This is a genomic window from Streptomyces sp. NPDC018964 (genome assembly GCF_044390325.1).
Classification (GTDB): domain Bacteria; phylum Actinomycetota; class Actinomycetes; order Streptomycetales; family Streptomycetaceae; genus Streptomyces.
In genome coordinates this window covers 1-13,672 of the sequence record NZ_JBIRYZ010000048.1, presented here as the reverse complement: position 1 = coordinate 13,672, position 13,672 = coordinate 1, and the positions used below count along the sequence as shown (strand labels likewise).

The 13,672-nt window shown below is 75.7% G+C and carries 1 protein-coding gene and 1 pseudogene; both read left to right on the top strand.

From position 1 onward, the window contains the following. Positions 1–9,453: SDR family NAD(P)-dependent oxidoreductase (locus ACH5AO_RS36850; protein ID WP_398932488.1), on the top strand; the 9,453-nt coding region annotated here is incomplete at its 5' end. Positions 9,454–9,506: 53 nt separating this feature from the next. Further along, positions 9,507–13,672: pseudogene (locus ACH5AO_RS36845) on the top strand (type I polyketide synthase); the annotation flags it as partial.

Sequence of the window (13,672 nt, the reverse complement as noted above, 5' to 3'; positions counted from 1 at the left end):
GCGCTGCTGGCGGACGGGTTCCGGGTGCTGGTGGAGGTCAGTGCGCATCCGGTGGTGGCGACCGGTGTGCGCGAGACGGTCGAGGACGCGGGTGTTCCCGCGGGTGTGGTGGGGACGCTGCGGCGGGAGGAGGGCGGCTGGGAACGGTTCACGCTGTCGCTGGGTGAGGCGTGGGCGTACGGCGCCGACGTCGACTGGGACGCCTTCTACGACGGCACCCGCCCCCACCGCGTCGACCTCCCCACCTACCCCTTCCAGCGCCAGCACTACTGGCCCCGCTTCGCCGACACCTCCGGCGACGTCACCTCCGCCGGACTGGAGTCCCCCGACCACCCCCTGCTCGGCGCCTCGGTCGAACTCGCCGGCGGCGACGGACTCGTCGCCACCGCCCGCTGGTCCCTGCGCAGCCAGCCCTGGCTCGCCGACCACGCCGTCTCCGGCACCGTCATCGTCCCCGGCACCGCCCTCGTCGAGTCCGTCATCCGAGCCGGTGACGTCCTCGGCGTCGGCAGCGTCGACGAACTGACCCTCCAGGCCCCCGTCGTCCTCCAGGAACGCGGCGAGGTCCAGGTCCAGATCGGCATCGGCGACGCCGACGACTCCGGCCGCCGCCCCGTCACCGTCCACACCCGGGCCACCGGACCCGACGGCGACACCGAGGACCTGTGGACCCTGCGCGCCCAGGGCACCCTCACCGAACCGGGCGCCCCCGCCGTGGCACGGCCCGAGGACTTCACCGCCTGGCCGCCGCCCGGCGCCACCGCCCTGGCCGCCGACGGCTTCTACGACCTGCTCGCCGGCCGCGGCTACGAGTACGGCCCCGTCTTCCAGGGCGTCCGCGCCACCTGGCGGCGCGGCGACGACGTCTTCGCCGAAGTCGTCCTGCCCGACCAGGTGCGCGGCGACGCCGCCCGGTTCGGCATCCACCCCGCCCTCCTCGACGCCGCCCTGCACGCCGCCGGACTCGCCCCCGGCGGCGACGACCGCACCGTCGTCCCCTTCGCCTGGTCCGGAGTCTCCCTGTACGCCACCGGCGCCACCGCGCTGCGCGTACGGATCTCCCCGGCCGGCGAGGACACCGTCACCGTCCACCTCACCGACCCGAGCGGCGCGCCCGTCGCCGTCATCGACGCGCTGGCCGTCCGCGAGGTGGCCGCCGAGACCCTCGACCCGTCCGCGCGGGCCGCCCGCGACTGGCTGTTCCACCTCGACTGGACGCCCCTCACGCCCGCCGCCCCCGCCGACACGACCGGCTGGGCCGTGCTCGGCACCCTGGACACCCCCGTCACCGCCCCCGACGGCACCGGCGGCCCGCTGCCCGTCCTCACCGACCTCACCGCGCTCGACGACACCACCGGCCGACCCCCCACCACCGTCCTCCTGTTCGCCGGACGGAACGCCCCGGCCGCACCCGGCGACGACACCCCGGCCGCCCCCGACACCCTCCTCGCGGAGGTCCTGACCACCGTCAACGACTGGCTCGCCGACGACCGCACCGCGCGGATCCCGCTCGTCGTGGTCACCCGCCACGCCGTCGCCACCGGACCCGGCGACCCCGTGCACGACCTGCCCGGCGCCGCCGTCTGGGGCCTGGTGCGCTCCGCACAGTCCCAGCACCCCGGCCGCCTCGTCCTCGCCGACCTCGACGTCCACGACGACTCCTGGCGGGCCCTGCCCGCCGCGCTCACCACCGGCGAACCGCAGCTCGCCCTGCGCCAGGGCACCGCCCACGCACCCCGGCTGGCCCGCCCCCGCACCGCCGACACCCTGACCGCCCCCGACGCCGCCGCCTGGCGCCTGGACATCCCGGTCAAGGGCTCCGTCGACCAGCTGGAACTGGTGCCCTGCCCCGAGATCACCGGCGAGCCCGCACCCGGACACGTCCTCATCGAGGTCCGCGCCGCCGGACTCAACTTCCGTGACGTCCTCAACACCCTCGGCATGTACCCCGGCCCCGCCGTCCTCCTCGGCGCCGAAGCCGCCGGCGTCGTCACCGCCACCGGCCCCGGCGTCACCGGCCTCGTCCCCGGCGACCGCGTGATGGGCCTGGTCACCGGCGGCTTCGGCACCCACGCCGTCGCCGACGCCCGCATGGTCGCTCCCGTGCCCGACGGCTGGACCTTCACCCAGGCCGCGTCCGTCCCCGTCGCCTTCCTCACCGCCTACTACGGCCTGCGCGACCTCGCCGGCCTCACCGCCGGCGAGTCCGTCCTCGTCCACTCCGCCGCCGGCGGCGTCGGCATGGCCGCCGCCCAGCTCGCCCGCCACTGGGGCGCCGAGGTCTACGGCACCGCCGGCGACCACAAGCGGCGCCTGCTGCGCGCCGAGGGCTGGGCCGACGACCACCTCGCCTCCTCCCGCACCCTCGACTTCGAGGACCGGTTCCGGCGGACCAGCGGCGGACGCGGCGTGGACGTCGTACTGAACTCGCTGGCCGGCGACTTCGTCGACGCCTCACTGCGCCTGCTCGCCCCCGGCGGACGCCTCGTCGAAATGGGCAAGACCGACGTCCGCGACCCCGGCCAGGTCGCCCTCGACCACCCCGCCGTCGCCCTCTACCAGGCGTACGAACTGCGCGAGGCCGGCGAGGACCGCATCCGGGAGATGTTCGCCGACCTCACCCGGCTCTTCGCCGACGGCTCCCTCAGCCCGCTGCCCACCGTCACCTGGGACGTCCACCACGCCCGCGACGCCTTCCGCCACATGGCGCAGGCCAAGCACTACGGCAAGATCGTCCTCACCGTGCCGCGCGTCTGGAACCCCGACGGCACCGTCCTCATCACCGGCGGCACCGGCACCATCGGCGGCATCCTCGCCCGCCACCTCGTCACCCGGCACGGCATGCGCCACCTGCTGCTCACCGGCCGCCGCGGCCCCGACGCCCCCGGCGCCGCCGAGCTGCGCGACGAACTCACCGCCCTCGGCGCCGAGGTGACCGTCGCCGCCTGCGACGCCGCCGACGCCGGACAGCTCGCCGCGACCCTCGCCGCCGTACCCGCCGCACACCCCCTCACCGCCGTGGTGCACGCGGCCGGCGCCCTCGACGACGGCGCCCTCGAACACCTCACCCCCGACCGGCTGCGCACCGTCCTCGCCCCCAAGGCCGACGCCGCCCGCCACCTGCACCGCCTCACCCGCGACCTCGACCTCGCGGACCTGGTGCTCTTCTCCGCCGGCGCCGGCGTCTTCGGCAACGCCGGACAGGCCAACTACGCCGCCGCCAACACCTACCTCGACGCCCTCGCCCACCGCCGCCGCGCCGACGGCCTGCCCACCACCTCCCTGTCCTGGGGCCTGTGGGCCGACGCCAGCGCCATGACCGGCCACCTCGACGACACCGACCTCGCCCGCGTCCGCCGCTCCGGCGTCCTGCCGCTGTCCGCGGCCGACGGCATGGCCCTGTTCGACGCCGCGCTCGCCGAACAGCGCCCGCACCTGGTGCCCGTCCGTCTCGACACCGGCCGGCTGCGCACCGGCGACGGCGAGGTCCCGCACCTGCTGCGCGCCCTGTACCGGGGCCCCGTCCGCCGTACCGCGCAGGCGGGCGCCGCGGGCGGCACCGACGGACTGCGGCCGCGCCTGGCCGGCCTGCCCGCCGACGACCGGCTCACCCTGCTGCGCGACCTCGTCGCCACCCACGCCGCCGCCGTCCTCGGCCACACCGACCCCGACCGGCTGCACGCCGGCCGCGCCTTCCGCGACCTCGGCTTCGACTCGCTGACCGCCGTCGAACTGCGCAACCGGCTCAACGCCGCCACCGGCCTCAGGCTGCCCGCCACCCTCGTCTTCGACCACCCGACCCCCGACGAACTCGCCGCCCACCTCGACGGCGAACTCTCCGGCGGCGAACCCTCCGGCGGAGCCCCCGCCACCGCGCCCGCCGCCCCGGCCCCCCTCCCGGCCGCCACCGGGGGAGACGAACCGTTCGCGATCGTCGGCATGGCCTGCCGCCTCCCCGGCGGGGTGCGCTCCCCGGAGGACCTGTGGCGGCTCCTCGCCGACGGCACCGACGCCATCGCCGAGTTCCCCGGCGACCGCGGCTGGGACCTCGACGGCCTCTACGACGCCCTGCCCGGCGACCAGGTCACCTCCCGCACCCGCGAGGGCGGCTTCCTGCACGACGCCGCCGACTTCGACGCCGACTTCTTCGGCATCTCCCCGCGCGAGGCCCTCGCCATGGACCCGCAGCAGCGGCTCCTGCTGGAGACCGCCTGGGAGACGTTCGAACGCGCCGGCATCGACCCCCGGTCGGTACGCGGCAGCCGCACCGGTGTCTTCGCCGGACTCTCCTCCAGCGACTACCTCAAGCGCGTCACCCACGTCCCCGACGAGATCGCCGGCTACGTCAACAACGGCAACGCCAACAGCATCGTCTCCGGACGCGTCGCCTACACCCTCGGCCTGGAGGGCCCGGCCGTCACCGTCGACACCGCCTGCTCCTCCTCCCTCGTCGCCCTGCACATGGCGCTCCAGGCGCTGCGCCGCGGCGAGTGCACCATGGCCCTGGCCGGCGGCGTCACCGTGATGTCCTCGCCGGAGATCATCGTCGACTTCTCCCGCCAGCGCGGACTGGCCGCCGACGGCCGCTGCAAGCCGTTCGCCGCCGCCGCCGACGGCACCGGCTTCTCCGAGGGCGTCGGCCTGATCCTCGTCGAGCGGCTCTCCGACGCCCGCCGCAACGGCCACCAGGTCCTCGCCGTCGTCCGCGGCTCCGCCGTCAACCAGGACGGCGCCTCCAACGGCCTCACCGCCCCCAACGGGCCCGCCCAGCAGCGCGTCATCCGCCAGGCCCTCGCCGACGCGGGCGTCAGCGCCACCGAGGTCGACGCCGTCGAGGCCCACGGCACCGGCACCCGCCTCGGCGACCCCATCGAGGCCCAGGCCCTCCTCGCCACCTACGGCCAGGACCGCGACCCCGAGCGCCCCCTGCTCCTCGGCTCCGTCAAGTCGAACATCGGCCACACCCAGGCCGCCGCCGGCGTCGCCGGCGTCATGAAGATGGTCCTCGCCCTGCGCCACGGCCTGCTCCCCAAGAGCCTGCACGTCGACGCGCCCACCCCGCACGTCGACTGGTCCTCCGGCGCCGTCAGCGTCCTCGCCGAGGCCACCGAGTGGCCCGAACCGGCCACCCCCCGCCCCCTGCGCGCCGCCGTGTCCTCCTTCGGCATCAGCGGCACCAACGCCCACGTCATCCTCGAACAGGCCCCGGCCGGACCGGAGCCGGCCGACGGGACGGACAGCGGCGCCGACGACGCGCCGCGGACCCTCGCCGGCCGCCCGCTGCCCTGGGTCCTGTCCGCCCGCGGCGACGCCGCCCTGCGCGGCCAGGCCCGCGCCCTCCTCGCCCACCTCGACGCGCACCCCGACACCGCACCGGCCGACATCGCCCTGTCCCTCGTGACCCGCCGGGCCACCCTGGAGAAGCGCGCCGTCGTCGTCGCCACCACCACGGACGACTTCCGCGCCGGCCTCACCGCCCTCGCCGACGGCACCCCCTCGCCCGCCGTGACCAGCGGCGGCCGGGGCGTCGGCCGCGACCGCAGGGCCGTCCTCGTCTTCCCCGGCCAGGGCTCCCAGTGGACCGGCATGGGCGCCGCACTCCTCGACACCTCACCGGTGTTCGCCGCCCGGATCGACGCCTGCGCCGACGCCCTCGCCCCGTACGTCGACTGGTCCCTCACCGACGTCCTGCGCGCCGCCGACGGCGCGCCCTCCCTCGACCGGGTCGACGTCGCCCAGCCCGCCCTGTGGGCGGTGATGGTCGCGCTCGCCGAGGTGTGGCGCGCCCACGGCCTCAAGCCCGCCGCCGTCCTCGGCCACTCCCAGGGCGAGATCGCCGCCGCCGCCGTCAGCGGCGCCCTCTCCCTCGACGACGCCGCGCGGATCGTCGCCGTGCGCAGCCTCGCCATCGCCCGCGAACTCTCCGGCCACGGCGGCATGGCGGCCGTCACCGCCCCGTACGACGAGGTCGCCGCGCTCGTCGCCGACCTGCCCGGCGTGTCGGTCGCCGCCGTCAACGGCCCCTCCTCCGTGGTGGTCTCCGGCGACACCGACGGCCTCGACACCCTCCTCGCCGACTGCGCGGAGCGGGGCGTGCGCGCCCGCCGCATCCCCGTCGACTACGCCTCCCACTCCGCGCACGTCGACCGGCTCGCCGAGACCCTGCCCGCCGCCCTCGACGGCATCGAACCCCGCGACGGCGACATCCCGTTCTTCTCCACCGTCACCGCCGACTGGCTGCCCGGCACCGCCCTGGACGCCCCCTACTGGCACCGCAACCTGCGCGGCACCGTCCGCCTGGAGGAGTCCCTGCGCGCCCTCCTCGACCAGGGCCACGACGTGTTCGTCGAGTGCAGCCCGCACCCGGTGCTCACCGTCGGCATCGAGGACACCGCCACCACCGCCGGCGCCGACGCGGTCGCCCTCGGCTCCCTGCGCCGCGACGACGGCGGCACCGACCGCATGCTGACCGCGCTGGCCGCCGCCCACGTCGCCGGCGTCCCCGTCGACTGGCGGCCCGCCGTCGCCCACGGCCACCCCGTGGACCTGCCCACCTACGCCTTCCAGCGCGAGCGGTACTGGCTGGAGGCCACCGGCGCCCAGGCCGACCCCACCGGACTCGACACCGTCGTACGGCTCGCCGACGGCGGCGCCGTCCTCGGCGGCGCACTGTCGCTGACCGCACAGCCCTGGCTGGACGCCCACCGCGTGCACGGCACCGCCGTCGTCCCCGCCACCGCCCTGCTCGACTGGGCGGTACGGGCCGGCGACGAGACCGGCTGCCCGACCGTCACCACCCTCGACGAACACACCCCGGTCACCGTCCCCGAACGGGGCCGTGTCGACCTCCAGATCACCGTCTCCGCCCCCGAGGACACCGGTGACGGCCCGGGCCGGCGCACCCTCACCGTCCACTCCCGCGTCCCCGACCCGGACGGCACCGACGTGCCGTGGACCCTGAACGCCACCGGCACCCTCACCGCCGGCGACCCGGCGCCCGCCCCGGCCGGCCCCGACACCTGGCCGCCCGCCGGCGCCCGCCCCACCGACCCCGACCGGGCCCACGACCGCCTCGACGGCAGCGGCCTGGACACCGGCGCCGCCTTCCGCACCCCGCGCGCGCTGTGGCGGCACGGCACCGACCTCCTCGCCGACGTGGAACTCCCCGAGGACGCCCACGCCGACGCCGCCCGGTTCCGTCTCCACCCGGCGCTGCTCCAGACGGCCCTCGCCCTGGCCGCCACCCCCGAGCACGCCACCGCGCCCGCCCTGCCGCAGCGCTGGCAGGACGTCACCACGTACGCCACCGGCGCCACCCGGCTGCGCCTGCGGCTGACCGGCGACGGCGACACCTGGACGGTCCACGCCCACGACGGCACCGGAGCCCCCGTCCTCACCGCCACCGCCACCACCCGCCCGGCCACCCCCGACCGGCTCCCGGCCGCCACCGCCCCCGACGCCCTGCACCGCGTCGAGTGGACCCCGTGGACCGGCGACACCGGCCCCGCGGACCTCACCGGCCCCTGGGCCGTCGTCGGAAACCCCGGACGCCTCACCGCCGCCCTCGAACGCGCCGGCGCCACCGTCCACGTCCACCCCACCCTCGACGACCTCACCGCCGCCCTCGACAGCGGCGACACCGCACCGCCGGCGCTGGTCGTCGTCCCCCACACCCACGACGACACCACCGGCACGGCCGGGGACACCGCGGCCGCCGCCCACACCTCCGCCCACCGGGCCCTGCGCCTGGCCACCACCTGGCTCAGCGACCCGCGCCACACGGCCACCCCGCTCCTCGTGGTGACCGAGGGCGCCCTCGCCACCGGACCCGACGACGGTGTCCCGGCCCTCGCCGACGCCACCGTCTGGGGCCTGCTGCGCTCCGCCCAGACCGAACACCCCGGCCGCTTCCTCCTCGCCGACCTCGACCCGGCCACCGACAACGCGGCCGACGGCACGGACCACGCCGACCCGTCGGCCACCGCCCTCCTCGCCGCCGTCGCCGCCGCCGGACGCACCGGCGAGCACCAGTTCGCCGTACGCGCCGGCACCGTCACCGTGCCCCGCCTGGTCCGCGCCGACCACGACGGCACCACACCGGCGGACAGCACTCCGTGGGGCGACGACACGACGTCCGGCACCGTCCTGATCACCGGCGGCACCGGCGTCCTCGGCGCCCTCGTCGCCCGCCACCTCGTCACCCGGCACGGCGTACGCCACCTGCTGCTCACCGGCCGCCGCGGCCCCGACGCCCCCGGCGCCGCCGAGCTGCGCGACGAACTCACCGCCCTCGGCGCCGAAGTCTCCGTCGTCGCCTGCGACGCCGCCGACCGCGACCGGCTCGCCGAGACCCTCGCCGCCGTACCCGCCGCACACCCGCTCACCGCCGTGGTCCACGCGGCCGGCGTCCTCGACGACGGCCTCCTCGACACCCTCACCCCCGACCGCCTCGACCACGTCCTGCGGCCCAAGGCCGACGCCGCCTGGAACCTGCACGAACTCACCCGCGACACCAAACTCTCCGCGTTCGTGCTGTTCTCCTCCTACGCGGGCCTCGCGGGCGGCCCCGGCCAGGCCAACTACGCCGCCGCCAACGCCTTCCTCGACGCCCTCGCCCAGCACCGGCGCGCCCGCGGCCTCACCGCCGTCTCCCTCGCCTGGGGCTTCTGGGGCGACCGCAGCGACCTCACCGGCGCCCTCGACGAGACCGACCTCGCACGGCTGGACCGGGCCGGCATCCGCCCCCTCACCGCCGACCAGGGCCTCGGCCTGCTCGACGCGGCCACCGCCCTGGACACCGCCCACCTGGTGCCCGTACGGCTCGACCCGCGCGCCCTGCGCGCCGACCAGGTGCCCCCGCTGCTGCGGGCCCTCGCCCGGCCCGCCGCCCGCCGCGCCGCCGACACCGCGACCACGGGCGGACCGCAGGACTTCCGCCGCAGGCTCGCCGCCCTCAGCGGCCCCCAGCAGCAGGCCCTGCTGCACCGCACCGTCCTCGGCCACGTCGCCGCCGTCCTCGGACACGCCTCCGCCGACGCCCTGGACTCCGGGCGCGGCTTCCTCGACCTCGGCATGTCCTCCCTGACCGCGGTCGAACTCCGCAACCGCCTCAACGCGGAGACGGGCCTGACCCTGCCCACCACCCTCATCTTCGACCACCCGGACCCGGCCGCCCTCGTCCGCCACCTGCGGGACGAACTCGGCACCGGCCCCGCCGGATCCGACGACGCGGACCAGCCCGTCTTCGCCGAACTGGCCGGCCTCGAGGCCGCCGTGAACGGCACCGAACTCGACGACCAGGACCGGGCCCGCCTCGCCAAACGGCTCCAGGCCCTCCAGTGGAAGCTCGACGCCGCCACGGAGACCACCGGCGAACGCGACGACACCGACCTCGACACCACCACGGACGACGAGATGTTCGACCTGATCGACAACGAACTCGGCCTCGCCTGACACCCCGGCCCGGCACCGCGTCCCTCCAGCCAGAACCAGAGGATCCCACCCCCATGGCAAGCTCCGAAGACAAGCTCCGCGACTACCTCAAGAAGGTCACCGCAGACCTGCGTCGCACCCGTCAGCGGCTGGAGTCCGTCGAGGCCGGCCAGAGCGAGCCGATCGCCGTCATCGGCATGGCCTGCCGCTTCCCCGGCGGGGTGCGTTCCCCGGAGGACCTGTGGCGGCTCGTCGCCGACGGCACCGACGCCGTCGGCCCGCTGCCCGAGGACCGCGGCTGGGACCTCGACTCCCTCTACGACCCCGACCCGGGCACCCCCGGCAAGAGCTACGTCCGCGAGGGCGGCTTCCTCGACGGCGCCGCCGACTTCGACGCCGACCTCTTCGGCATCGCCCCCCGCGAAGCCCTCGCCATGGACCCCCAGCAGCGGCTCCTGCTGGAGACCGCCTGGGAAGCGGTCGAACGCGCCCGCATCAGCCCCGCCTCCCTCCGCAACACCGACACCGGCGTCTTCGTCGGCGGCGCCGACACCAACTACGGCTCCCTCGCCCGCACCACCGAGGAGACCGAGGGCCACAACCTCACCGGCGGCGCCATGAGCGTCCTGTCCGGCCGCATCTCCTACACCCTCGGCCTGGAGGGCCCGGCCGTCACCGTCGACACCGCCTGCTCCTCCTCCCTCGTCGCCCTCCACCTCGCCACCCGCGCCCTGCGCGCCGGCGAATGCTCCCTCGCCCTGGCCGGCGGAGTCGCCATGATGCCGACCACCGAACTCTTCACCGAGTTCTCCCGCCAGCGCGGCCTCGCCCCCGACGGCCGCTGCAAGCCCTTCGCCGAAGCCGCCGACGGCACCGCCTGGGGCGAGGGCGTCGGCGTCCTCCTCGTCGAACGGCTCTCCGACGCCCGCCGCAACGGCCACCAGGTCCTCGCCGTCATCCGCGGCACCGCCGTCAACCAGGACGGTGCCAGCAGCCGCCTCACCGCCCCCAACGGCCCCTCCCAGCGCCGCGTCATCGAGGCCGCCCTCGCCGACGCCCGCCTCACCCCCGACCAGATCGACGCCGTCGAGACCCACGGCACCGGCACCACCCTCGGCGACCCCATCGAGGCCCAGGCCCTCCTCGCCACCTACGGCCAGAACCGGCCCGCCGACCGGCCACTGCTGCTCGGCGCCGTCAAGTCGAACATCGGCCACGCCCAGGCGGCGGCCGGCGTCGCGGGCGTCATCAAGATGGTCATGGCGATGCGCCACGGCGTACTGCCCGCCATCCTGCACGTCGACACGCCCACCACCCACGTCGACTGGACCGCCGGCGCCGTCGAACTCCTCACCGAGGCCACCGACTGGCCCACCGCCGAACACCCCCGCCGCGCCGGCGTCTCCGCCTTCGGCATCAGCGGCACCAACGCCCACGTCCTGCTGGAACAGGCCCCCCTCCTCGAGGAGACGGAGGCATCCGACGGCACGGACACGGAGACCCCGGCCGCCGACCCCGCCGTGACCCCCTGGCTGTTGTCCGCCCGCTCCGAGGCCGCACTGCGCGCCCAGGCCGACCGTCTCCTCGCACACGTCAACGCCTCGGCCACCGGCCTCCGGCACGCCGACATCGCCCTCTCCCTGGCGACCAGCCGCGCCCCGCTCCCGCACCGCGCGGTGGTCCTCGCCACCGACCCCGACACCACCACCCAGGCCCTCACCGCCCTCGCCGGCGCCACCCCCCACCCCGCCGTCGTCGAAGGCACCGCGCGGGACGGCGGTTCGACTGCGTTCCTGTTCTCGGGGCAGGGGTCGCAGCGGCTCGGTATGGGACGTGAACTGTACGGTCGTTTCCCGGTGTTCGCGGAGGCGTTCGACGCGGTGTGCGCGGGCCTGGACGAGCACCTGGAGCGGCCGCTGCGTGACGTGGTCTGGGGTGACGACGAGGAGGCGCTGAATCAGACCGCGTATGCCCAGGCGGGGTTGTTCGCGGTCGAGGTGGCGTTGTTCCGGCTGGTGGAGTCGTGGGGTGTGCGGCCGGAGTTCGTGGCCGGGCATTCGATCGGTGAGGTGGCGGCCGCGCATGTGGCGGGTGTGTTCTCGCTGGCCGACGCGTGTGCGCTGGTGGCCGCTCGCGGCCGGCTGATGCAGGCGCTGCCCGCCGGTGGTGCGATGGTCGCGGTCGAGGCGACGGAGGCGGAGGTGCTGCCGCACCTGACCGGCGAGGTGTCGGTCGCGGCCGTCAACGGCCCCTCCTCGGTGGTGGTTTCGGGTGCGGAGGCCGCGGTGGAGGCGGTGGCGGAGGTGTTCCGCGGGCTGGGGCGTCGTACGTCCCGGCTTCGGGTGTCGCACGCCTTCCACTCCCCGCTGATGGAACCGATGCTGGACGAGTTCCGCACGGTTGTGGAAGGACTGTCGTTCCGCGCGCCCCGTATCCCCGTGGTCTCGAACGTGACGGGCACGCTTGCCGATGACGAACAGCTCACGTCCGCCGATTACTGGGTGACCCATGTCCGTGAGGCCGTGCGTTTCGCGGACGGTGTCCGTGCGCTGGCCGGTGAGGGTGTCACGCGGTTCGTGGAGCTGGGCCCGGACGGTGTGCTGAGCGGCATGGCGCGTGAGAGCGCCGGCGACGACGCCCTCCTCGTACCTGTGCTGCGCAAGGACCGTGAGGAAATCGCCACCGCCCTGCGGGCGTTGGCCGAGCTGTACGTCCGTGGCGGTCACGCCGACTGGGCTGCCGTGCTCGACGGCACCGACGGCCGTCCCGTGGACCTGCCGACGTACGCCTTCCAGCACGAGTACTTCTGGCCTGCCGGATCCGTCACCGGCACCGGTGACATCCGCCTGGCGGGCCTCGGAACTCCGGGACACCCGCTCCTGGGGGCGGCCGTCGAACTGGCGGGCGCCGACGGAGTGGTCCTCACCGGCAGGCTGTCGCTCCAGTCACAGCCGTGGCTGGCCGACCACGTGGTACAAGGCTCGGTACTGGTGCCGGGAACGGCCCTGTTGGAGCTGGCGATCCGCGCGGCCGACGAGGTCGGCTGCGACACGGTCGAGGAACTGACCCTCTCCGCGCCGCTGGCGCTGCCCGACCACGGCGGTACCCGCATCCAGGTCACCGTGGGCGAGCCGGACGAGGCGGGACGCCGCAGCGTCGCCGTTCACTCGCGCCACGACGCGGACGACGAACGCGGCTCCTGGACCCTGCACGCCTCGGGCACACTGACCGACGCGACGACCGTGGCGCACTCCGGCTTCGACGTGTCCGTGTGGCCCCCGGAGGGCGCCCGACCGGTCGACGTCACCGACTGCTACGACGTACTGGCCGAAGCCGGCCTCCGCTACGGACCGGTCTTCCAGGGCCTGCGTTCCGCCTGGCGCCGGGGCGACGAGGTCTTCGCCGAGGTGGCGCTCGACGACGTCGACGGCGGCACCTACGGGCTCCACCCCGCGCTCTTCGACGCCGCCCTGCACGCCTCCTTCGCCTTCGCCGGCGAAGACGGTGACGACACCCCGCTCGGCGGTGTGCCCTTCTCCTGGGAGGGTGTGCGCCTGCACGCGTCCGGCGCCACGGCCCTGCGCGTCCGGCTGACCAGGACCGGTGACGACTCCCTGGCCGTCGAACTGGTCGACCCGGCCGGTGCGCCCGTGGCCTCGGTGGAGTCCCTCGTCGTACGGTCCGCCTCGGCCGCCGGAGGCGGGTCCGGGAACAACGCGAAGCCCCTCTACCACGTGGACTGGGTGCCCGCCCGTGCCGCGACCGGCACCCTCTCCCCGGAAACGGTCGCACTGCTCGGTGACGAGATCCTCGGCGTGATCGGCGCCGACGACCGGGTCACTGCCGATGACCTCGAAGCACTGGCGGCGGACGAAGTGCCCGGCACGGTGCTGGTCGCCATTACGGACTCCCTGCCGGACGTGGTCGAGTCGACGCACCGGGCGGCCGCTCGGGCGCTGGAGCTGGTGCGGTCGTGGCTGGCGGACGAGAGGTTCGCCGCGTCCCGGCTGATCTTCGTCGTCGGCGCCTCCGACGGCACGGGCGCACTGACGGACGCCCCTGTCAGGGGCCTGGTGCGTTCTGCCTCGCTGGAGCATCCGGGGCGGTTCGGTCTGCTGGATGTCGAGCCGGGTGTGGTGTTGTCGGCTGAGTTGCTGGGGGCCGCCCTGGCGGTGGGTGAGGCAGAGGCCGAGGTCGCGGTGCGTGGGGGTGAGGTGTTGGTGCCTCGTCTGGCGCGTGT